Origin of the sequence: Methylosinus sp. KRF6, from assembly GCF_018887255.1 — a bacterium.
Classification (GTDB): domain Bacteria; phylum Pseudomonadota; class Alphaproteobacteria; order Rhizobiales; family Beijerinckiaceae; genus Methylosinus; species Methylosinus sporium.
Genome location: NZ_JAHLJF010000001.1, coordinates 3,338,306 through 3,360,835, shown reverse-complemented (window position 1 = coordinate 3,360,835; position 22,530 = coordinate 3,338,306). Strand labels below are relative to the sequence as shown.

General features: G+C 65.8%; 19 protein-coding genes. 11 read left to right on the top strand and 8 right to left on the bottom strand.

Going from position 1 to position 22,530, the window contains the following annotated elements; all coding sequences use genetic code 11:
* Window positions 1-37 precede the first annotated feature (37 nt).
* Together rpsA and soxR are read right to left on the bottom strand one after the other, a co-directional pair.
* Window positions 38-1,765, bottom strand: coding sequence for a 30S ribosomal protein S1 (gene rpsA, locus KP010_RS15845; protein WP_108915405.1), 1,728 nt, complete (start codon window positions 1,763-1,765; stop codon window positions 38-40).
* A 478-nt stretch (window positions 1,766-2,243) separates the two neighbouring features.
* Complete coding sequence (gene soxR / locus KP010_RS15840) at window positions 2,244-2,714, bottom strand: redox-sensitive transcriptional activator SoxR (RefSeq protein WP_142862795.1); 471 nt, start codon at window positions 2,712-2,714, stop codon at window positions 2,244-2,246.
* On the opposite strand from soxR, the gene KP010_RS15835 reads away from it, so the two are divergent.
* The gene (locus KP010_RS15835; RefSeq protein WP_371824213.1) at window positions 2,637-3,605 is read left to right on the top strand and encodes an SDR family oxidoreductase; all 969 of its coding nucleotides are present in this window, start codon (window positions 2,637-2,639) and stop codon (window positions 3,603-3,605) included. The genes soxR and KP010_RS15835 overlap by 78 nt on opposite strands.
* Window positions 3,606-4,799: 1,194 nt before the next feature.
* Here KP010_RS15835 and KP010_RS15830 read toward each other — a convergent pair.
* Both KP010_RS15830 and KP010_RS15825 read right to left on the bottom strand, forming a co-directional pair.
* Window positions 4,800-5,597 carry a DUF1217 domain-containing protein gene (locus KP010_RS15830; RefSeq protein ID WP_142862796.1) on the bottom strand — a complete coding sequence of 266 codons (798 nt, stop codon included), beginning with the start codon at window positions 5,595-5,597 and terminating at the stop codon, window positions 4,800-4,802.
* Window positions 5,598-5,660: 63 nt separating this feature from the next.
* Window positions 5,661-6,968, bottom strand: a complete 1,308-nt coding sequence (locus KP010_RS15825; protein WP_142862797.1) for a TIGR03808 family TAT-translocated repetitive protein — start codon at window positions 6,966-6,968, stop codon at window positions 5,661-5,663.
* A gap of 529 nt (window positions 6,969-7,497) precedes the next feature.
* Here KP010_RS15825 and KP010_RS15820 point away from each other — a divergent pair.
* The 4 genes from KP010_RS15820 to mutS all read left to right on the top strand — a co-directional run bounded on the left by KP010_RS15820 (window position 7,498) and on the right by mutS (window position 13,043).
* Complete coding sequence (locus tag KP010_RS15820; protein WP_185966485.1) at window positions 7,498-8,043, top strand: DUF4274 domain-containing protein; 546 nt, start codon at window positions 7,498-7,500, stop codon at window positions 8,041-8,043.
* Window positions 7,994-8,497, top strand: coding sequence for a DUF123 domain-containing protein (locus KP010_RS15815; protein ID WP_142862799.1), 504 nt, complete (start codon window positions 7,994-7,996; stop codon window positions 8,495-8,497). Before KP010_RS15820 ends, KP010_RS15815 begins: the two co-directional genes overlap by 50 nt.
* A gap of 28 nt (window positions 8,498-8,525) precedes the next feature.
* Window positions 8,526-10,016 carry a histidine--tRNA ligase gene (gene hisS / locus KP010_RS15810; protein WP_142862800.1) on the top strand — a complete coding sequence of 497 codons (1,491 nt, stop codon included), beginning with the start codon at window positions 8,526-8,528 and terminating at the stop codon, window positions 10,014-10,016.
* A gap of 354 nt (window positions 10,017-10,370) precedes the next feature.
* Window positions 10,371-13,043, top strand: a complete 2,673-nt coding sequence (mutS, locus tag KP010_RS15805; RefSeq protein ID WP_216281157.1) for a DNA mismatch repair protein MutS — start codon at window positions 10,371-10,373, stop codon at window positions 13,041-13,043.
* 3 nt (window positions 13,044-13,046) lie between these two features.
* On the opposite strand, the gene KP010_RS15800 is transcribed toward mutS, so the two are convergent.
* Together KP010_RS15800 and KP010_RS15795 are read right to left on the bottom strand one after the other, a co-directional pair.
* Window positions 13,047-13,343 (bottom strand): hypothetical protein, encoded by a 297-nt coding sequence (locus tag KP010_RS15800; protein ID WP_216281155.1) that lies wholly within the window; start codon window positions 13,341-13,343, stop codon window positions 13,047-13,049.
* A gap of 115 nt (window positions 13,344-13,458) precedes the next feature.
* Window positions 13,459-13,734, bottom strand: a complete 276-nt coding sequence (locus KP010_RS15795; protein WP_216281153.1) for a TonB-dependent receptor plug domain-containing protein — start codon at window positions 13,732-13,734, stop codon at window positions 13,459-13,461.
* Between the two features lie 200 nt (window positions 13,735-13,934).
* Between KP010_RS15795 and KP010_RS15790 the strand changes: the two genes are divergently transcribed.
* Together KP010_RS15790 and KP010_RS15785 are read left to right on the top strand one after the other, a co-directional pair.
* A complete protein-coding gene (locus KP010_RS15790) occupies window positions 13,935-15,710 on the top strand; it encodes an acyl-CoA dehydrogenase (protein WP_216281151.1) in 1,776 nt (591 codons plus the stop codon).
* Between the two features lie 16 nt (window positions 15,711-15,726).
* Window positions 15,727-16,488 carry an enoyl-CoA hydratase-related protein gene (locus tag KP010_RS15785; protein WP_142862805.1) on the top strand — a complete coding sequence of 254 codons (762 nt, stop codon included), beginning with the start codon at window positions 15,727-15,729 and terminating at the stop codon, window positions 16,486-16,488.
* Window positions 16,489-16,551: 63 nt separating this feature from the next.
* On the opposite strand, the gene KP010_RS15780 is transcribed toward KP010_RS15785, so the two are convergent.
* The gene (locus KP010_RS15780; protein WP_142862806.1) at window positions 16,552-17,046 is read right to left on the bottom strand and encodes a hypothetical protein; all 495 of its coding nucleotides are present in this window, start codon (window positions 17,044-17,046) and stop codon (window positions 16,552-16,554) included.
* Between the two features lie 136 nt (window positions 17,047-17,182).
* Between KP010_RS15780 and KP010_RS15775 the strand changes: the two genes are divergently transcribed.
* The 4 genes from KP010_RS15775 (at window position 17,183) to KP010_RS15760 (ending at window position 21,659) form a co-directional block, all read left to right on the top strand.
* On the top strand, window positions 17,183-17,890 hold the full coding sequence (locus KP010_RS15775) for an SOS response-associated peptidase (RefSeq protein ID WP_142862807.1): 708 nt from the start codon (window positions 17,183-17,185) through the stop codon (window positions 17,888-17,890).
* A 141-nt stretch (window positions 17,891-18,031) separates the two neighbouring features.
* On the top strand, window positions 18,032-18,976 hold the full coding sequence (locus tag KP010_RS15770) for a peptidoglycan-binding protein (protein ID WP_216281149.1): 945 nt from the start codon (window positions 18,032-18,034) through the stop codon (window positions 18,974-18,976).
* Between the two features lie 326 nt (window positions 18,977-19,302).
* The gene (locus tag KP010_RS15765; protein WP_167398670.1) at window positions 19,303-19,800 is read left to right on the top strand and encodes a GNAT family N-acetyltransferase; all 498 of its coding nucleotides are present in this window, start codon (window positions 19,303-19,305) and stop codon (window positions 19,798-19,800) included.
* Window positions 19,801-19,844: 44 nt separating this feature from the next.
* Window positions 19,845-21,659, top strand: coding sequence for an aminopeptidase P family protein (locus KP010_RS15760; RefSeq protein WP_142862808.1), 1,815 nt, complete (start codon window positions 19,845-19,847; stop codon window positions 21,657-21,659).
* Between the two features lie 10 nt (window positions 21,660-21,669).
* Here the strand turns inward: KP010_RS15760 and truA are convergent, their stop codons facing one another.
* On the bottom strand, window positions 21,670-22,524 hold the full coding sequence (truA, locus tag KP010_RS15755; protein WP_371824244.1) for a tRNA pseudouridine(38-40) synthase TruA: 855 nt from the start codon (window positions 22,522-22,524) through the stop codon (window positions 21,670-21,672).
* Window positions 22,525-22,530 lie beyond the last annotated feature (6 nt).

The window sequence follows — 22,530 nt, the reverse complement described above, 5'->3', positions numbered from 1 at the left end:
CCTTCTCCCACGAGTGGGAGAAGGTTTACGCGTCGTCTTACTTCTTCGGCGCTTCTTCGCGGGCCTTGAGGGCCGCGCCGAGAATGTCGCCGAGCGAGGCGCCCGAATCGGCGGAGCCATATTGGGCGATCGCCTCCTTCTCCTCGGCCACTTCCAGCGCCTTGATCGACACCGCCACCTTGCGCGCCTTGCGGTCGAACAAAGTGACGCGCGCGTCGATCTTCTCGCCGACGGCGAAGCGCTCGGGACGCTGGTCGGCGCGGTCGCGCGCCAGCTCGTTGCGCTTGATGAAGGTGGTGAGATCGGTGCCGGTGATCTTCACCTCGAGACCGGCTTCCTTCACCTCGATCACCTCGGTGGTGACGACAGCGCCCTTCTTCACCTCGCCACCAGCGCCCTCTTCGGCGACCGAGGCGAAAGGATCATTGGCGAGCTGCTTCACGCCGAGCGAGATGCGCTCCTTCTCGATGTCGACGTCGAGCACCTGAGCGGTGATGACGTCGCCCTTCTTATACTCTTCGATGACCTGCTCGCCGGGGCGGTTCCAGTCGAGATCGGAGAGATGGACCATGCCATCCACATCGCCGTCGAGGCCGATGAAGAGACCGAACTCGGTCTTGTTCTTGACCTCGCCGGAGACGGTCGAGCCCTGCGGGTGCTTCTCGGCGAAGGCCTCCCACGGATTTTGCAGCGTCTGCTTGAGGCCGAGCGAGATGCGGCGCTTGACCGGATCGACCTCGAGCACCTGAACGTCGACTTCCTGGCTCGTCGAAACGATCTTGCCCGGATGCACATTCTTCTTCGTCCAGGACATTTCCGAGACGTGGACGAGGCCCTCGATCCCCGGCTCCAGCTCCACGAAGGCGCCGTAGTCGGTGATATTGGTGACGCGGCCGTGGAACTTGGCGCCGATCGGATATTTGGCCTCGATGCCCTGCCACGGATCTTCCAGCAGCTGCTTCATGCCGAGCGAGATGCGGTGCGTCTCGTGATTGATCTTGATGATCTTCACGCGCACGGTCTGGCCGATGGACAGAACCTCGCTCGGATGATTGACGCGGCGCCAGGCCACGTCGGTGACATGCAGCAGGCCATCGATGCCGCCGAGATCGACGAAGGCGCCGTAATCGGTGATGTTCTTGACGACGCCCTCGATGACCTGCCCCTCTTCGAGGTTGGCCACGATCTCGTGACGCTGCTCGGCGCGGCTCTCCTCGAGCACGGTGCGGCGAGAGACGACAATATTGCCGCGGCGGCGATCCATTTTGAGAATATGGAAGGGCTGCGGCACATTCAGCAGCGGGCCGACGTCGCGGATCGGACGAATGTCCACCTGCGAACGCGGCAGGAAGGCCACGGCGCCGTCGAGATCGACGGTGAAGCCGCCCTTGACCTGATTGAAGATGACGCCCTCGACCTTCTCATTGCTTTCGAAGGCCTTCTCGAGCTTGACCCAGCTCTCCTCGCGGCGCGCCTTGTCGCGCGAGATGACGGCCTCGCCGAGCGCGTTCTCGATGCGCTCGAGATAGACCTCGACCTCTTCGCCCACTTTCGGGGCCGGGTCGCGGCCGAAGCCGGTGAATTCCTTGAGGGCGACGCGCCCTTCGGTCTTGAGGCCCACATCGATGACGGCGACGTCTTTCTCGATGGCGACCACGCGGCCCTTGATGACGGAACCCTCGAAAGCTTCGTTTTCTCCGTAGCTTTCTTCGAGCAGGGCGGCAAAGTCCTCGCGCGACGGGGCGCGCTCAGCGGCAGTTGACATGAGTTCTCCTGGAATGCCCTTTCGGGCGCGGCGCCGGCTTGAGGTTGGCGTTGCGGATCGGGCGTCTTCGATCGGAGGTCTCCACCGCCGCTCGGGCGTGCGGGGAAACGAGAGTTCTCGGGGAACTGGCCGGCGCGGCCCGATCGAAAAATCCCGGGTTTCAAAACACGGAAGGCCGGAAGGGAACCCCGCCAGCCGTCCGATCTATTCTCTAGCAAGCCGGCCCGCGCGAAGCAAGCATTCGCGCAGGCGCGTCGGGGCTGCTTTGTCGCGGTCGGGCGCGCCGGATCGCGACCGACGGGGAGAAGAAGCGGCAATGCTCCGCTCATGTTCCGTCCCTGTCATCGCGGCGCGGCTGGCGGCCAAGCGCGACCATGACACCGGGGGTTCGCTATGCCATTGGCGATATGCGTCTGCGCGCGGCGGCGATAATCGGCGATTTCGCGCGCGATCTGAAGCCTTCCAGGCCGCGAAGCGCCTACCCGTTCGGGTCGCGCACGCCGTCGCAGTTCAACAGCACAGCTCCCTGCCCCTCGGCGCCGAGCTTGTCGGAAGGATTGCGCAATGGGCAATCCTCCAAGGACAGGCATCCGCATCCGATGCAGCCATCCAAATTGTCGCGCAGCAGGATCAGGCCGTCGATCCTCGCCTGCAACGCGATCCGCCAATTTGCGATCATCTCGCGAACGTCGCCGGCCGTTGGCTGCTTGCCGGCTGGAACCGGCTTCAGAAGGCCGATGATTTCGGCGAGCGGGACGCCGAGGCGCTGGGCGACTCTGATGATGGCGATTCTCCGCAGAATGTCGCGCGAAAAACGTCGCTGGTTGCCGCGGCTGCGGATCGACGCGATCAGGCCCTTGGCCTCGTAGAAATGAAGAGTCGAGACGGCGACGCCGCTTCGTTGCGCCACCTCGCCCACCGACAGCAGCGGAGCAGGCTTCGAATTCATGTCGAAAACCCTCTTGACCTCAACCTCACTCGAGGTTTTATACAGCTTGTCGGCTTGTCTGTGCAAGCTCTTCGGCCTGCGTGGCCGAAGTTGTCTCTCAGAGCCGACGCTCATGGCTGTTCTTCAGATGGGCGCGTCTCTGGCTTATCCGGGACGGATGAAATGGAAGCCGATAATAAGATTCTTGCCTTGGTCAGCGGCGCCAATCGCGGCATTGGACTGGCCATTGCGGCCGGTCTCGCGCGTCGAGGCGCGAATGTTCTGCTCGGTTGTCGTGATTTCGGGCGTGGCGAGGCTGCTTGCGCCGCTTTGCGGAAAGAAGGACTCGATGTGCGGCCCGTGCAGCTGGACGCCACGGACGACGCCAGCGTTTCCGCGCTTGCGAGGCTGATCGCGCAAGAATACGGCCGCCTGGATGTTCTGATCAACAATGCCGGCATCGGCCTCGACCATGACGCGTCACTGTCGATGGCCGAACGGGTCCGACGGACGTTGGACGTCAATGTCGTCGGGGTCGTCCGCTTGACAGAGGCGATGACGCCGCTCCTGTCGAACTCGAAGCGCGCGCGAATCGTGAATGTTTCGTCCGAGCTGAGCTCGTTCGGGCAACGCTCGAAGCCGGATTGGATCTACGCCGATTTCGCGATGCCGACGTATCAGTCGTCCAAGGCGGCGCTGAATTCGCTGACTCTCAGCTATGCTCGCCTGCTTAAGGACAAGGGGATCAAGGTCAATGCGATCTGCCCCGGCTATACGGCGACGGAAGCGACGAATTTCATGAGCTCGCGGACTCCGGACCAAGCGGCGGTGATCGCGATCAAATGCGCGCTTCTCGAGGACGATGGGCCCACCGGCGCATTCGTCAACGAGGCCGGCGAGTTGCCTTGGTGATTCTGATCGAACAACGATCCGCCGATCTGTAACGGTTCCGGGGATATCTCACCTTGGCCTGCGCGGACGATCGGCGCAGCCGCTCGTCCGCGCCGTTATGTGCAGGATTTCCGCATCCGCCGCCTCGTTCAGAAATTCGACGACGACCTGCTTGCGGTCCCAGTACAAAAGCGTTCATGAAAATCCAGCAAAGGAAGCTCAGCGCGGCCTGCGCATGTTTTGTACGGGCTGCCTCACCAAGAATGCTCGCTCGATATGCCCCGTGCATGGTAGCATGAGGTTCGACAACTCTGTTCGGTCTGACCCTAAAGCCGTCTCGTCATTTCGGGTGAAGTCTCGAGAACCTCGCGATGCACGAAAGCCAGCTCGAAGCCCAGGCTCAGCAGCATTTCGGCGACGGAGCCTGACATCGAGATCAGCTTCGGCGATTCCAACGCTGACGTAGCGAGCGAACCGCGTCTCGAGCCCCTGATTTCTTCAAGGGTCCAGATGCGGTTGATTTGCGCCTCGATCGACCGCAGCCTCTCTCGGAGTCCGCGATCATTCGACGACTACCGCGTAGCGGCGGCGGAACGGCAAGCTGCCGATGGGGCCTCGTCGTCGACGATCAGCTCTCTCGCAAATGCTCCGCCGGAGCATAGGCGGCGAAAAAAACCCCGACGCCGCTGGTGATCGCGCGGTTGACTATGCACATTCGATCGCCCTCGAGCCGGAGAAGGTGAGGCGCGGGCGTCCGGCCGCCGCGGGTCTTCCATTCTCGGCCCTTGACACATCCTGAAAATATTCCTATCTCTCCCTCGCTCCCGCTGACGCAAGGGCGCGTTTCTCGGGTCAGGGAACGCGGGCGGGGGCCGGCTCCATCCGGGACGGCGACCCCCGTCCATGGACAGGCGGCGCGTCGCCGGAACGGCGTTTCTCTCCCGTCCATAGGGAAGAGCGAGAGCCGTTCCGTGAGCCCAAGCCTTCGGAAGCGATCGGATCTTGAATGCGAAAGCCCAGGATTCGCGGGTCTGAATGCGCCTCGGGACGTCGACGAGAAGGCGAAGCCGCGTTTCGGGACGCTCCGAAACCGACAGAATTTTTATAGCGCTGCGGCCGAAAGGGGCCGGAGCGTCCCGAACCGCCCCTCCTCTCCCGCCGCCGCGAGGCGCCGGGCGCTTCGGCGCGGCCTCACGACGTCGAAGTCCCGGTCGATCAAAAACTGCCGAATTTCTTCCCCTGCACGCTCAGCAGCAGGCTGGAATCGAGCCCGAAGCTCGACCCCGAGCTCGACGTGTCGAACAGCGTCGAAAGCAGCGAGCTCTGCGAATTGGCGTCGCCGCCATTGTTGTAGTCGTATTGCGCGGCGAAGCGGGCGATGAATTGCTGCAGCTTCTTCGGATCCTTGAAATCGTCCAGCTTCACCTTCGAGGACAAGAGGCGATATTGCGTGTCGATCGACTGCGAGGAGGTGCTCGACGAAATGCCGAGCGCGGTCTGCACGACGGTCAATATTTTGCTGTCGGCGAGAATTCCATAGACGCTGGTCAGGCTCGGCGCGTGCTGCTCGAAATAGAGCGCGAGCTGCACGCCCGGATTCTGCTCGCCCTGGCTCGTCTCCAGCGCCTGCTCCGTGTAGCGGCTCACCACATTGTCGACGAGCGTCGAGGACGTCGTCGTCTCCTCGCCATTGGCGGCGAAATCGAAAGCCTCGGTGAAGGCTTTGATATTGGCGTTGTTGATCCTGTTGGCGAGCGACGAGCTGTCGGTGAGGCCACCCTCCAGCACTTTCCGCATGAGGCCCTTGGCGTAGCTCATATCGCCGATGCCGAAGGCGGTCATGGCGTAATTGAACAGCCGCGCGTCCTTCATGAATTCGTCGATCGACGTCACCTCGCCGATATGGTCCTCGAAATATTTCGTCTGCGTCGCCACGTCCGGCGATTTGGCGGTCATCGCCTGCCATTTGGACTGGTTATTGGCGATCTGCAAATAGGTGGAGAGCGTCGTCATGGGAGGCGTTCCGGGGTCGGGCCCGCCATTCTGCGCCAGAGGTTCTTAACGCAATGTCAAGTTTCAGCCGAGCTCATTGCCCTCGATCGTGAGGCGCGGATATTTGGCCGCCACGCCCGGCCGCGCGACGTCGCCCGGCTGAATGTCCTGACCCGCTATCGCCGCGATCGCCGCCTTTTTGGCGCCGATGATCTTATTGCGGGCGATGACCGCCGGGCCGACGCCCTCGCCGATCTGAAAGGTCACGCCATAATCATTGTCGACGAAGCGATTGCCCTCGACGCGTATGTTCTGGCGATAGCCGCCGCAGCGCACGCCCATCCAGCCGCCGACGACCGTATTGCCGGCGATCTCGACATTGCTCTCCGCCTCTATGCCGGTGAGCCAGCTCATAATCGGGCCGAATTCGTCATCGGGATGCGTCTCGTGCAGGCCGGTGATCCGATTGCCGGTGACAAAGCCGATATCCGTGCCGCGCTCGGCGTTGGCCAGCGCTATTCCGGCGCCGGCGTCGTCGATCTTATTGTCGCGGAAGCTGGCGCGCTTGGCGCCGAACTCCGCATACATGGCGCGCTCGCCGAAGCCGGAGCAATCATTGCCGACGACCTCGACGTCATGGCCCGCATTGTTGCGCACCGCCGTATAGGCGCAGCGGCGAATGACATTCTTCTCCACGCGCACGAAGCCGGAGCCCCAAATGCCGACGCCATTGCCATAGGCGCCGTCGCCGCCGGAGAGATTGCGAATATCGACGATCTCATTGTTGCGGATGCGCGAGCCCTCGTAGCGGCCGGCCGAGGTCGTCCACACTTGCACGCCATTGTCGCCGCAGCGGCGGACCTTGTTATTGTCTATGTCGACGCCGAGCCCGTCGAGCGAGAAATAGCCGGCGTCGCGCACATCCTCGACGATGTTCTGCGCGAAGCGCCCGCCGCAGCGCAGGAGATTGACGCCCTTTCCGCCCGAGCGGCGAATCGCGCAGCCATGGATCGCGAGCTTCGGTATGTCGGCGAGATCGAGGAGCCCTTGTTTCGGATCGGCGAAACGACCGCCCGCGCCCTCGAAGCGCAAATTCTCGAGCGTCAGCGCCCCGAAGGCGGCCGCGCGCAGCAGAGGGCCCGGCGGCCCGCTGGCCTGCAGAGTCGTCCCCGCGGCGGCGCCGAGAATGGCGATGTCGCTGTCGATCGTCAGCGAGCGAATGCGCAGCACGCCGGCCGGCAAGCGCAACACGCCTCCGCGGGCGGTCTCCGCCAGACGTCGCCGCAGCCAGTCCGTGGCGTCGGGCGCGGCGGCGTGAGCGCGCCGAAGCTGCGCGAGGCCCGCCAGAGCCGCGGCGCCATAATGGAAAAACTCTCGTCGGGTCGCTCGCATCGTCGCTAATTATAGAAGCGGACTCCGGCTCGGCGACGGAAACGCCCGAGCCCGGATTGCCGGTTGTTTTTGCAGGAGACGCACGCCAAATCGGGCATTCCGCCTAATTTATGTAGTTGCGTTACATAACGAGCCGAGGCATAAAGAGAGCGCCCAAACGGGTAATCGTCTTGCAAAGCACCAGTTAAGGTCCCGCCTCGACGACTTTGCGACTTGCGACATCGCTCGGCTCGTAGAGGCGGTTCTCCTTTCGATGACGCTCTTCCCTCCGGAGCGGGCCTCATCCGTCGAGGTCGGTCTTTGCGGTTCAGGTTCTCACGGTGTTGTCCAAACTCCCCGTTTCGCGCACGCGCGGGACGGGGAGCCCCTTTTCTATCGCGTTCTATCCCGAAAAACCGTCGCTCGGGAAGAGACATCGCGTGGTCGCACGCGAACCCGCCCGCAGAGCCCGTCGCCGCGTCGCCTTCTCGCCTGTCGAAACGAGCGGCCTGTGCTCGTCCATGTTTCGAGCCGATGGGGAGTCCTGCCGATGTTCGCGGTCGACGATCTTTTGCGACGCTGGGTCGAAGAGCGCGCCGCGAGCCCGGACCCCGGCGACGGCGAATATGCGCAATTCATCGCCGATTGGCTGCCGCTCGCCTCGAGCGACGACTGGCACAGAATGATTCTCGGCCATAATCGCGAGCTCGGCGACGCGCCCTTGTTCTGGATCATGCGGCAGCCGCGCTGTGAGAAGGCGACCGCGCTCGGGATTTTCTACCTCGCCCGGCCGGGCCTGCTGATCGCCCATGGCGGCGATCGCAGCCGCACTCCCGATCGGCTGAAACGCGCCTTCGATTTGATCGGCGAAATCCGAATGCGCTATGTCAACGGCTTCTATCGGGAGGCGGCGATCGGTTTCGACGCGGTCGAGGCCCTGCGCCGGGAAGCCCGCCTGCCGGCGCGCTTCGACCAGAGCGCGCTCGATCTCGTCATTCCGCCGGAAATGCGCATCTCGATCATCGGACGAAAGCTCGGCCTGCATTATGGCGTCAGAAACGCCTTTCTTCGAGACGGCCCGCTCGGGGCGCGCTGAGCGCCCGCCGGCTCCCGACGATTCGTTTTCCGCGCTCGCTTTCATCCGCGCCGCATCGAAGGCGCCGGCCGCGCCCGGGGCCTATGCGCTGCTCATCGGGCTGACGCATCCGCTCGAGGCCAGCGCGGGACGCCGCGCGGCGACGCTCGCGCCGGGGCTCTATCTCTATTGCGGCTCCGCCAAAGGGCCGGGCGGACTGCGCGCCCGGCTCGGCCGGCACATGCGGCAGGGCAAGCGGCGCCGCTGGCATATCGACCAGCTGACCGAGGCGGGCGAATCGCTCGGCGCCTGGATCACTGAGGCGAAGGGCGAATGCGATCTCGTCGCGGCGCTCGCTGCGCTGCCGGTTCCGCTCGAAGGATTCGGCTCCTCGGACTGCCCGCATTGCCGCAGCCATCTGCTGTTCTGGCCCATGGGCGAAGCCCCGGCTTTCCTCGCCGCGCAAAAATGCTAGGAAGAGCGCCGAAAAGGCGCATCAACCAATGTCAGACGAAAAAAAATCCAAGATAGAGGCGCGTTCCCCGCGCGGCCTCGCCGACCGCGACGCCGCCGAGCTGGCCGCGACCGGCCGCATGATCGACGTCATCCGCTCCGTCTATGAGCTCTACGGCTTCGAGGCGCTGGAAACCCCGGCGATCGAATATACCGATGCGCTCGGCAAATTCCTGCCGGACCAGGACCGCCCCAATGAGGGCGTGTTCTCCTTTCAGGACGACGACGAGCAATGGCTGTCGCTGCGCTATGACCTCACCGCGCCGCTGGCCCGCTATGTCGCGCAGAATTTCGACCGGCTTCCGAAGCCGTTCCGGTCCTATCGCTTCGGCAATGTCTATCGAAACGAGAAGCCGGGGCCGGGGCGCTTCCGCCAATTCATGCAATTCGACGCCGATACGGTGGGCGCGGCCTCGCCGGCCGCCGACGCCGAAATCTGCATGATGGCCGCCGACACGCTGGAAAAGCTCGGCATTCCGCGCGGCGATTACGTCATCAAGATCAACAGCCGCAAAGTGCTGGACGGGGTGATGAAGGCCATCGGCCTCGAGGGCGACGAGAACGCCGGCCGCCGCCTCACCGTGCTGCGCGCCATCGACAAGATGGACCGGCTCGGCCCCGAGGGCGTCCGCCTGCTGCTCGGCCCCGGCCGCAAGGACGAGAGCGGCGACTTCACCAAAGGCGCCGGCCTCGCCGATGACGCCGTGGCGACGATCCTCTCCTTCACGCTCGGCGGGCAATATAAAGACGGCGAGCCGCGCTTCGGCCTGTTCGAGCTGCTCGGCCGCAGCAATGTCGGCGCGGAAGGCGCCGAGGAATTGCTCGAGATCGAGGATCTGGTGCGCGACGCCGGCTTCGGCCCGGACCGCATCCGCATCGATCCCTCCATCGTGCGCGGGCTCGAATATTACACGGGGCCCGTGTTCGAGGCCGACCTCACTTTCGAGACCAAGGACGAGAAGGGCCATCCGGTGCGCTTCGGCTCGGTCGGCGGCGGCGGGCGTTATGACGGGCTCATCGGCCGCTTTCGTTCCGAGAGCACGCCGGCGACCGGATTTTCCATCGGCGTCTCGCGCCTCTATGCGGCGCTGAAGCTCGTCGGCAGCCCGGTCGTCTCGGCCGTGACGCGGCTCGGCCCGGTGGTGGTGCTGGCGCTCGACCGCGACCATATCGCCGATTATCAGCGCATGGTCGCCGCTCTGCGCAACGCCGGCGTTTCGGCGGAGCTCTATCTCGGCTCCTCCGGCATGAAGGCGCAGATGAAATACGCCGATAAGCGCAACAGCCCGGCCGTGGTGATCCAAGGCTCGGACGAGCGCGCCAAGGGCGAGGTGCAGATCAAGGATTTGATCGAGGGCGCGCGAGCGAGCGCCGCAATCTCCACCAATGAGGAATGGAAATCCGCCCGGCCGGCGCAATTCTCTGCGCCGGAGAGCGAATTGGTGGAGCAGATCAAAGCGCTGCTGGCGCGCCAGCGCTAGCGCGCGCTTCATCTTCTCGGAGCGAGTTCCGATCTATCTCGAGAAGCGAGCCCGACGGCTCGCCGCAGGGCGATCGGGTGAAAGAGAAGCGGCGCCCGGAAAGGCGTTTCCACCGCCCCCTCGAGGGGGGAGGTCGAGCGCCGCAGGCGCTCGGGAGGGGGTGACGCCCCGAATCTTTGCCAGGGAACGCTATCCCGGACCGCTTCGCGGTCCGACCCTCCCCTTTAAGGGGAGGGCGAGCGCACACTTTCGGCGTTCGCCCGATTACTCTGCACGGCGCCGCGCGCTCCCTTTGAACTTCCTGCCCTTTGTGTCTTAGTGAGACGCGAACCGAAAAAGAGCATGAAGCGTCTCATGGACGAGAAACCGCGATCCGACGACAAGGCCGCCCGGCCGACGCCGATGATGGCGCAATATATAGAGATCAAATCGGCCAATCCCGATTGCCTGCTCTTCTATCGCATGGGCGATTTCTACGAGCTGTTCTTCGAGGACGCCGAGACCGCCTCGCGCGCGCTCGGCATCATGCTCACCAAACGCGGCAAGCATCAGGGCGCCGATATCCCCATGTGCGGCGTGCCGGTGGAGCGCGCCGATGATTATCTGCAAAAGCTCATCTCGCTCGGCCATCGCGTCGCCGTCTGCGAGCAGATGGAAGACCCCGCCGAGGCGCGCAAGCGCGGCAATAAATCCGTCGTCAGACGCGACGTCGTGCGGCTCGTCACGCCCGGCACCATCACCGAGGAGCAACTGCTCGATCCCGCGCGCCCCAACGCCTTCGCGGCGCTTTCGCGGCTGCGAGCGGGCGATGGAGGCTGGCGCTATGGGCTCGCCTGCGTCGATATTTCCACCGGCGCCTTCGATGTCGCGGAGGTCGGCGAGGCGGAGCTGGCCGGCGAATTGGCGCGGCTGGAGCCGCGCGAGATCGTCGCGGCGGAAGCGATCTGCGCCGATGCACGGCTCACATCGCAGCTCGCGCATCTCGACGCGCCGCTGACCGCGCTCGGACGCGATGTCGGCGGCGAGAGCGCCGCGCGGCGATTGCTCGATTTCTTCGGCGTCGCGACGCTAGAGGGTTTCGGCGCGCTCGGCGAGGCGGAGATCGCGGCGGCGGCCGCGGCCATTCTCTATGTCGAGCGCACGCAAAAGGGAAAACGCCCCGCATTACGCCGTCCCTCGAGCCTGCGCCGCAGCGCGACTCTGGAGATAGACGCGGCGACGCGCGTCAATCTCGAGCTGACGCGCACGCTGAAGGGCGAGCGCGACGGCTCGCTGCTGGCGACGATCGACATGACTGCGACGCCCGCCGGCGCGCGCCTGCTCGCCGAGCGCATCGCCGCGCCCTCCACCGAGCCGGAGCTGATCGCGCAGCGGCTCGACGCCGTCTCCTTCTTCGTCACCGCGCCGGAGCTGCGCGCGCGGCTGCGCGCCATTCTCGCCCGCGCGCCGGATGTGGCGCGGGCGCTCTCGCGTCTGTCCTTGCAGCGCGGCGGCCCGCGCGATCTCGGCAATATTCGCGCGGCGCTCGCCGCCGCGCGCGAGATCGTCGCGCTCTTTTCCGCGCAGGAAGCGGCGTCGCTGGTCGCGCAGGAGATCGCCGAGCTGGCCGTCTCGGACGGCGAATTGGAGCGCGCCATTGCGACGCGCCTCGCCGACGATCCGCCGCTCGACAAGCGCGCGGGAAATTTCATCGCGCAGGGCTTCGACGCCGAGCTGGACGAAGCGCGCGCGCTGCGCGACGAGAGCCGCCGCGTCATCGCGAGCCTGCAGCAGCGCTATGTCGAGCTGGCCGAGACCAAGCAGCTCAAGATCAAGCACAACAACTTTCTCGGCTTCTTCATCGAGGTTCCGCAGGCGCAGGGCGAGAGGCTGCTGCGTCCGCCTTTCGACGCGGTGTTCACCCATCGCCAGACGATGCAGGACGCCATGCGCTTCTCGACGCGCGAGCTCGCCGAGCTGGAGGCGAAGATCGCCTCGGCCGCCGATCGCGCGCAAGAGCGCGAGCTGGCGCTGTTCGAGGAACTCGCGGGCGCCGTTCTAGCACGCGCGCAAGAGCTGCAACGTCTCGCGCAAGGCTTCGCCGCGCTCGACGTCTTCGCGGCGCTCGGCGAGCTGGCGACAAAACGCGATTGGACGCGCCCGCATGTCGATTCTTCGCTCGATTTCGAGATTATCGGCGGGCGTCATCCCGTCGTCGAAGCCTCGCTGGAAGCGCAGGGAAAAATCTTCGCCGCCAATGATTGCGATCTCGGCGACGCGCGCGCCGGAAAAATCGCCGTCGTCACCGGGCCGAACATGGCCGGCAAATCCACCTATCTGCGCCAAAACGCGCTGATCGCCATTCTCGCGCAGGCGGGCTCCTTCGTGCCGGCCAAGAGCGCGCGGCTCGGCGCCGTCGATCGCTTGTTCTCGCGCGTCGGCGCGGCGGATGATCTCGCGCGCGGGCGCTCCACCTTCATGGTGGAGATGGTGGAGACGGCGGCCATATTGAATTGCGCCGGCCCGCGCTCGCTGGTCATTCTCGACGAGATCGGCCGCGGGACGGCGACATTCGACGGACTCTCCATCGCCTGGGCGACGATCGAGCATCTGCACGAGATCAATCGCGCGCGCGCGCTGTTCGCGACGCATTTCCACGAGCTGACGCAATTGACGAAGCGCATGGGGCGGCTCGTCAATCTCACCATGAAGGTGAAGGATCACGCCGGCGAGGTGGTCTTCCTGCACGAGGTGGCGAAAGGCGCGGCCGATCGTTCTTACGGCGTGCATGTCGCCGAGCTGGCCGGGCTTCCGGCGAGCGTGGTGGCGCGCGCGCACGCCATTCTCGCCGAGCTGGAGGCGGCCGATCGGCGCGCGCCGGTCGAAAAGCTCATCGACGATCTGCCGCTCTTCGCGCGCGCGGCGCAGGCGGCTCCGCCGAAGGACGCGCTGCGCGAGACGCTGGCGGCGATCGATCCCGATGCGCTGACGCCGCGCGAGGCGCTCGCCGCGCTCTATGAGCTGAAGGCGAAGGCCGCGCGCGCGTGAAGGTCAATTCGAATAGGCGGCGTAGGCCGCATTGGCCTGAGAGGTCGTCGAGGCGCTGTCGAGCTTCGCCCCGCCGAGCGTGAGATCGCGCAAGCTCGCGAGCAGAGCGTCGATCTGCGCATACGGGTCGGAGCCGGCCTCGGCGTCGGCGCGCGACGAATTCTGCGCGCGCTGCGCGTCGACCGCCGCGACATCGGGGGTCGACGGCCGGCGCTCGACGCTCGGCACGGTGGGCACGCTCGGCAGGCTGTAGGAGGAGATGCTGGAAAGCGCCAATGACACGGTATTGTCCTCGATCACGATGTTCTCGTGAGCCAGTCCTACCGCGATTGTTTTAACCCGAGCGCCGGGAAGCGCGCGCAAATCGATGTGCGCTGTTAAGCCTTCGTTCACCATGCCGAGGCGCGACCGCCGCTCAGCGCCCCATCGGCTGCACGCCGGGGACGAAGCGCAGCGCCTCGCCGATCGTCGTCGCCTGAATATCGTCCATGAATTTGCGCGACACGACGGTGACGCTGCCGGGAATTTCCATCACAGGGCGCTTTTCGCCGCCGGGACCCGTGACATGAGGGACGTAATAGCCGTCTTCCGCGGGCCGTGCGGGCGCTTTCGCCTTCGGGGCGGAGCCGGCCTGCGCGGCGGTCGCGATCAGCGCCGATGCGACGGCGGCGAGAATTCGAACATGAGTCAAGACGCTTCTCCGCGCTCGAGCGAGCCTGCAGCTCACATAACGAGTAGACGCCGGTTCGGCGTGGCGAACAAGAGTTTTCAGCACGCCCGCGCAGCGCGCCGAAGCTCCTCCGACATGGGATTTTCGAAATCGCGCGCCTTGGTGGAATAGCGCGGCGGCGGCGCTAGAATGACGGAACGATTCTCTTTGGGAGCCCGCCCATGCCGTATCGCGCGCCAATCGACGATCTGCTCTTCGCCATGCGGCGGGCGGCGGGCGAGGCCGCCTTCGCGCCCGGCGGGCTCTATGCCGATCTCGACGCGGCGACCGCCGCGGCAACGCTCGAGGAGGCCGCCAAATTCGCCGAGAATGCGCTGGCGCCGCTCGATCACGTCGGCGACCGCGACGGGGTGAACTTTTCGGTCGGAACGGTGACGACCGCGCCCGGCTGGCGCGAGGCCTATTCGCTCTGGGTGGAAGGCGGCTGGAACGCGCTTTCGGCGCCGCCCGGTCATGGCGGCATGGGGCTGCCGCTGCTGCTCGCCGCCGCCTGCACGGAGATTTGGAACGCCGCCAATATCTCCTTCGCGCTCTGCCCGCTGCTCGGCCAGGGCGCGATAGAGGCGATGGAGATTCATGCGAGCGAGGCGCTGAAATCCGCCTATCTGCCGAAGATGATCTCGGGCGAATGGCCGGCGACGATGAATCTCACCGAGCCCCAGGCGGGCTCGGATCTCGCCCATTTGCGCACGCGCGCCGAGCGCGCCGGGGACGGGAGCTATCGTCTGTTCGGGCAGAAAATATTCATCACCTATGGCGAGCACGACCTGTCCGAGAATATCATTCATCTGGTTCTGGCGCGGCTGCCCGACGCGCCCGCCGGCACGCGCGGAATTTCCTTGTTTTTAGCGCCCAAATTCCTGCCGGGGCCGGATGGGCGTCCCGGGGCGCGCAACGATGTCCGCTGCGTCGGGATCGAGCGCAAGCTCGGCATTCACGGCTCGCCGACCTGCACGATGTCCTATGGCGACACTGGCGGCGCGATCGCTTTTCTCGTCGGCCGCGAGAATGAGGGCCTCGCCTGCATGTTCGCCATGATGAACAATGCGCGGCTCTCGGTCGGCCTGCAGGGCGTCGGCCTCGCCGAGCGGGCGACGCAGACGGCGCTGGCCTATGCGCGCGAGCGCCGCCAGGGCCGCGGCCCCTCCGGTGATCCGGCGCCCATCGTCGAGCATCCGGACGTCGTCCGAATGCTGCTGACGATGAAGGCGCAGACCGCCGCGGCGCGGGGGATCTGCTATCTCACGGCCGCCTCGCTGGATCGCGCCCGGCGGCTCGAAGGGGCGCAGGCGCAGGCGGCGCAGGAGCGCGCCGGCCTGCTGACGCCGCTCGCCAAGGCCTATTCCACCGACATAGGCTGCGAGGTCGCCTCGCTCGGCATTCAGATCCACGGCGGCATGGGCTTCATAGAGGAGACCGGCGCCGCGCAATTGCTGCGCGACGCGCGCATCACGCCCATCTATGAAGGGACCAACGGAATTCAGGCGATCGATCTCGTCACCCGCAAGCTGCGCCTCTCCAAAGGCGCCGCCGTCTGGCGGGAGATCGACGATATGCGCGCCGACATAGACGCGATGGCGTTGAGCAATGACGCGCTCTTCGTCGCAATGTCCCGGCGCGCCGCGGCGGCGGTCGACGCTTTCGAGCGGGCGACCGACTTTCTGTCGGCGACGCCCGATCCGCGCGGGCCGGAGACGCTCGCCGGAGCGACCCCCTATCTGCGGCTCTTCGCGCTCGCGCGCGGCGTCACCCTGCTCGGGGCCGGAGCGCTCGCCGCGCGGCGCGCCGGCGACGCCGCGGCGCAGGACCGGATCGTCACGGCGCGCTTCTTCGCCGTTAATCTCGCCGTGGCGGCGGAGGGGCTGGAGCGCGCCATCGTCGACGGCGGCGACTCCGTCGGCGCCGGGCTGGCGCTGCTGTCGTCCGGCGGCGATTGAGACGAGAGAGACGTTCATGCAGAACCGCGAGCTGATCGTGAGCCGGGACGGCCCGCTGATGCGGATCGTCATCGACCGGCCGGCCAAGCGCAACGCGCTCAGCCGGCCCATGTACGAGGCGATGATCGCGGCCTTCGCCAAGGCCGATGCGGATGAGGAGATTCGCGCCATCGTGCTGTCGAGCGCGGGCGGTGATTTTACCGCCGGCAATGATCTCGAGGATTTCCGGCGCCCGCTGGACAATGTGCAGGAATTCTCGGCGCTGCGTTTCGTCCGCGCGCTCGCGGCGTTGCAGACGCCCATCGTCGCCGCAGTGGTCGGCGACGCCATCGGCGTCGGCGTCACCATGCTGTTCCATTGCGATCTCGTCTACGCCTCGCATGGCGCGCGCTTCAAAATGCCTTTCGTCGATCTCGGCGTGATCCCGGAGGCGGCGTCGACCCTGCTGGTCCCGCAGCGCATCGGCCACGTCAAGGCCACGGAATTCATGCTGCTGTGCGAGAGCTTCGGAGCGAGCGAGGCGCTGCGTCTCGGCGTCGTCAATGCGATCGCCGGCTTCGACGAGGTGGAGGAGATGGCGCTCGACGCCGCCCGCCGGCTCGCCGCCAAGCCGCGCGCGGCGCTCGCCGCGACGAGGCGGCTGCTGCGCGGCGATGCGGCGACGATCGCCGCCCGCATAGAGGAGGAGGCCGCTCTGTTCGCGGCGGCGTTGACGACGCGGGAGACCCGCGCCCGGCTCGAGGCCTTTTTCGCCGGCGTGAAGGACGGCGAGCTATAGAGCGCATTCGAGCGAAGCGGGACCCGGCTCGCGTGAAGAAAGCGTGACCGAGCGACGACAGGCTCAGTCGTCCGACAATCTGGCGTAGTTCACGAGACGCGACGCCTTGAACAATATGCCGCGCATCTTCTCGCCGGCGCGGGCGCAGGTTCCGGCGAGCCGCTCCATATTCTGCGGCGGGCCGGAACGATATTGCAGGCGCACGGCTGCAACGCTGGCGACGGCGATGGTGTCGAGCTCGGCGACATAGGCTTCGAAGCGACGCTTGAAGTCCGGGCTCACTTTCTCATAGGCCGCGAGCGCCGAATGACGGCCGGGCAGCTGCGAGCGCTCGAAATATTCCTTGTAGGTCACCGGCCGCCAGGCCAGCAGATCGTCGATGAGCTCGGGCATGTGCGGAAGCTGCTCCAGCATCATGACCAGCTCGTTGAACAGGTTGAGATAGTCGTTGGCCAGCCCGGAGACCGGGCTGATCAGCGGCTTGGTGGCGGAAAAGTGATTCGGCGCCCGAGAGCCGTCGACTTGATCGAGCGTCGCGAATTGCGCGTCAGCCGTCATAGGAAATCCCGATATGTTGGGGCCCAATATGAGCGCGAATTGATAAGAATCTCTTTCCAGATCGCCGACGCGATAGGGAGAATGCGCGCGATTTCCGCGGTTTCGCGGCGCCGCAAAAGGGGAACGCGAGGACGTCATGTGCGGGAGATACGCCATCACCCTGCCGCCGCAAGCGGCGCGCGACTATTTCGGCTATGTCGATCAGCCGAATTTTCCGCCGCGCTACAATATCGCGCCGACGCAGCCCGTCCCCATCGTGCGGCAGGAGCGCGACCCGCGCGGCGGCGAGGCGCGACGCTTTCAGCTCGTTCGCTGGGGCTTTCTGCCGGGCTTCGTGAAAGACCCGGCGAGCTTTCCGCTCATCGTCAACGCGCGCGCCGAGAGCGCGCCGGAAAAGCCCAGCTTCCGCGCCGCGATGAAACGGCGCCGCTGTCTCTTCATCGCCGACGCCTATTACGAATGGCGCCGTGAGGGGGCCAAGGGACGCGCCCGCGCGAGCCGGCCCTATCTCTTCCGCCACTCCGATGGAACGCCGCTGGCGCTCGCCGGCCTCTATGAGACATGGATCGGCAGCGACGGCGGCGAGCTCGACACCGCCTGCATTCTCACCGTCTCGGCCAATGGCGCGACGGTCGCCATTCACGACCGTATGCCGGCCATTCTCGCGCCGAAAGACTTCGATCTCTGGCTCGGCCTCGACGAATATGCCGCCGAGGCGGCCTGGCGCCTGCTGGTCCCGGCGCCGGAAGACGCGCTCGAATTTTTCGAGATCGGCCCGGACGTCAACAAGGCCTCCAACGACGGGCCCTGGATTCAAGCGCCGCGCGCCGACCTACTCGCCTGACAGAGGCGAGCCGGGACAAGCGGGCGGAGGCAGCCGCGAGAAAAAATGCGACAGGAAAAAACCTTGGCGGCGCGGCGGCGAATGATAAGACTCCTCGCCGTCGCTGTTTCGACATGAGATTTTCTCGAAGGGAGTTTGTAAATGCGCATCGGTATGCGCGCCGCCTTCGCGGCGCTCGGGATCGTCCTGACTTCGTCCATCGGCTCTGCGAGCCTCGCCGGCCCCTATAATCCCGTCGCCCAGGCGGCGCAGTCGAAACTCGCCGCCCAGGGCTTCGATCCGGGAACGCTGGACGGCGTCGTCGGGACCAAGACCACCGCCGCGATCGCCGCCTTTCAGCAGAAGTCCGGCCTGCCGCAGAGCGGCGCGCTCGATCCGGCGACGCTGGAGAAGCTCGGGATCGGCGTCTCCGCATCGAAGCCCGTCGCCGATTGGATCGCCGTTCCGACGCAAGAGGAGATCGACAAGCTCGTTTCCGCCAAGAATGATCCGGCGCGGGCCTACAGCAATTATCTGCCCAACGCCGCGGCGGCCGGCCTCTCGCTGCCGGGCGCGGCGATCCTCGCGGCGATGAATCAGAGCGCCGACATCTATGGCAGCCGCCGCGCCGGCGAGCCCAAGCATACGGACCAGGGCTATCAATATACGGCCGACTGTCTCAAGACCAATTACGCGCCGACCGACTGGTCGGACATAACGATCCATTATTATTGCCAAATGTCCAAGCCGCGCGCCTGCTACACATATGCGCTGTCCGGCAGATCGACGCCCGCAGGCCTCAAATATCAGCGTCCTGCGGCCTATCGCGGCTGCGCGGCGGGCACGCTGAAGGAAGCGGCCGATTTCATCCCCTTCGTGCCGAAGACGCAGCCGCTGGTCTTCCAATATGTGATGTTCGGCCAGACCCACGCTTTCGATCACGAGCAGGAGCAGGCGATCATCAACGCCTTCTATGGCGTGACGAATCCGGCAGACAAGGCGGAATGCAAGGCCAAGCGCCCGCGCCGCACCGAGGATCCGACCGACGGCACGCACTGTCTCGTGAGCAAGATCATGACGCCGCGCCTCGCCGGCAAAGGCGATTGACGGACGAAAAAGAGCGAGCTTTCGGGCTCGCTCTTTGGAAACGCTTCGGTTCCGTCGGCAGATCGCTGGTCTTCGCCGCGAAACCCCACCCCGTCCGGCTATCGCCGGCCGACCCTCGCCTTTACGAGCGCTTCCAGCCGAAGTGGACGCCGGTTCGGCGTTGGAAACACGGAAAGTCTAGAGCGCATTCCGATCGAACGGAATCGTTCGATCGATCAGAATTCGCTCCAACGAAAGAAAGCCGAAGCGAAGGAAGCGGCTTCGATTCGCACATCGGCGCGCGCCTTGCTACGCGAGATACGACGAAGGAGGATGCGACCGCGACAATGGCGCTGACGATCCGACGACTCACGACCGCCGACGCCGCCGAGTTCCACGCTCTGCGACAGGAGGGATTTCGCCTGCACGAGCGGGAGTTTCGCTTCGCGCCCGAGGATGAGGCGCATCTTACGCTCGCGGAGGTCGCGGCGCGGCTGGCGCGCGATTTCGCCGTCGGCGCTTTCGAGGGCGAAAGCCTCGAGGGCGTCGCCGGGCTCGCGGGCTTCGCCGGCGTCAAGACGAAGCACAAGGCGCTGCTCTGGGGCATGTATCTGCGCGCGCGCCACAGAGGCGCAGGCGGCGCCGACGCGCTCATGGCCGCGCTGATGGAACATGCGCGCGGAACCTATGAGATCGTCACGCTGACCGTGATGCGCGACAATGAAAGAGCGCGGCGCTTCTACGAGCGTTGGGGATTTGCGATCTATGGCGTCGAGCCGGCGTCGGTGAAGACGGCGGAGGGCGCCTATCTCGATGAAGCGCTGATGGCGTTGCGGTTCGATTGAGCCGGCATATTGCCGCAGAGCGGGGAAGGGCATAGGTTCGAGACATGTTCGAGAGCAGATTCCAGAGCTTCGCCGACGACGCCTGCGGGCAGGACAGCGCGGAGCGACTCGCGGCCTTGCGCGCAGAGCTCGCGCGCCGCCGCATCGACGGCTTCATCGCCCCCCGCGCCGACGAGCATCAGAACGAATATGTGCCGAAATCGGCGGAGCGGCTCGCCTGGCTCACCGGCTTCACCGGCTCGGCCGGCGTCGTCGTCGTGCTGGCCGACAAAGCGGCGCTCTTCGTCGACGGGCGCTATACGCTGCAAGCGCCCGAGCAGGTGGATACGAAACGCGTCGCCGTCTTCGACATTTCGCAAAAGGCGCCCGCGCGCTGGCTCGCCGAGACGGCGAAGCAGGGCGCGCGCATCGGCTATGATCCCTGGGTGCACACGCCGGCGCAGATCGAACGCTACGCCAAAGCGTTGGAGAGCAAGGACGTCACGCTCGTTCCGCTCGACAGCAATCCGATCGACGCTGTTTGGACCGATCGGCCGGAGCCGCCGCGAGGCGCCGTAACGCTCTATCCGCCGCGCCTCGCCGGCGTCGCGGCCAAGACGAAGATCGCGCGCGTGCGCAAGGCGCTCGGCGAGGCCGATGCGCTGCTGGTCTCCGATCCCCATGCGCTCGCATGGCTGTTCAATCTGCGCGGCGCCGATGTCGCGCATACGCCGATCGCGCTCGCTTTCGCCGTCCTTCCCAAGGAGGGCAAGCCGCTGCTCTATGTCGACCCCGCCAAGCTCTCGGCCAAGACGAGGAGCAGCCTCGAAGGCCTCGCCGATATTTATGAGCCGGCCGATGTCGTCGAGGATCTCTCCGACGCCGGCGCGCGCGGCATGACGATCCTGTTCGACTCCGCCACCGCGCCGGCGAAGCTCGTCGAGCTCTTCCGCGCGAAAGGCGGCAAGCCCAAGCTCGGCGATGATCCGATCGCGCTGCTCAAAGCGATCAAAAACGACATAGAGCTCGATGGCGCGCGCGCCGCCCATTTGCGCGACGGCGTCGCGCTGACGCGCTTTCTCGCCTGGTTCACAGAGACGGCGCCCAAAGGAAAGCTCACGGAAATCTCCGCCGCTCAGGCGCTCGAGACCTTCCGTCGCGAGAGCGGCGAGCTGCGCGATCTCTCCTTTCCCACCATCTCCGCCTTCGGCCCGCACGCCGCCATCCCGCATTACCGCGTTACGGAGGCGAGCGACCTACGCATCTCGCGCGGCTGCTATCTCGTCGATTCGGGCGCGCAATATCTCGACGGCACCACCGATGTGACGCGCACCATCGGCGTCGGCCGGCCGTCGAAGCAATTGCGCGAGCATTTCACTCGCGTGCTGCAGGGCCATATCGGCGTCGCCCGCGCGGTGTTTCCCGCGGGCGTCAGCGGCGCGCAGCTCGACGCTTTCGCGCGCCGCAGCCTGTGGGAGGCGGGGCTCGATTTCGACCATGGCACAGGTCATGGCGTCGGCGCCTATCTCTCGGTGCACGAGGGGCCGCAGCGCATATCGAAACTCGGCTCGACGCCCTTGCAGCCGGGCATGATCCTCTCCGACGAGCCGGGATATTATCGCGCCGGCGAATATGGCATTCGCCTCGAAAATTTGATCGTCGTCGAGAAGCGGGAGATCGAAGGCGCCGAGCGCGAGATGCTCGGCTTCGAGACGCTCACTCTCGCGCCTTTCGATCTCGCCCTCGTCGAGCCGAAGCTTTTGAGCCTCGAGGAGACGCGCTGGCTCAACGCCTATCACGCGCGGGTGCGCGCGGTATTGTCGCCGCATCTCGACGCAAAGACGCGCAAATGGCTGGCGCAGGCGACGAGACGATTGTGAGCGTCCGCCGTCAATAATCGACGGCGACGAGATAGAGCCCATGCGGCGGGGCGACCTGACCGCAGCGGGTCCTGTCCTTCGCCTCGAGCGCCGCGCGCAGATCGTCGGCGCTCCATTTGCCGGAGCCGACATGCTCCAGCGAGCCGGCCAGCGAGCGCACCTGATTGTGCAGGAACGACCGCGCGCAAGTGACGATTTCGATGATGTCGCCGTCGCGACGCACATCGAGCCGCTCCAGCGTCCGCACCGGCGAATTGGCCTGACATTCGGTCGAGCGGAATGTCGTGAAATCATGCCGGCCGACCAGCGCCTGCGCCGCCGCGTGCATGGCCTCCGCATCGATCGGCCGCTTCACATGCCAGGCGCGGCCGCGCTGCAAGGTCAGCGGCGCGCGGCGATTGTCGATCACATAGCGATAATGCCGGCGGATCGCCGAGAAGCGCGCCTCGAAAGTCTGCGCGACGCGGCGCGTTTCCAGCACGGCGATCGGCGACGGCCGCAGATGCGCATTGAGCGCGTCGCGCAGCCGATCCTCGCGCCATTCGCGCGAAAGATCGACATGGCCGACCTGCCCCAGCGCATGAACGCCGGCGTCGGTGCGCCCCGCCCCATGCACCACGCGCCGCGCGCCGGCCTCCAGCGCCGAAACCGCCTCCTCGAGCCGCTGCTGCACGGAGACGCCATTCTCCTGCCGCTGCCAGCCGACGAAGGGAGAGCCGTCATATTCGATGGTGAGAGCGTAGCGGTAGGTCGCGACCGCGCGCCCACCCTCCCCTTCAGGGGGAGGGTCGGACGGCGCGGCCGTCCGGGGTGGGGTCGCGCCCAAGTCCCGGGGTGTCACCCCCTCCCGCTCGCCTGCGGCGATCGACCT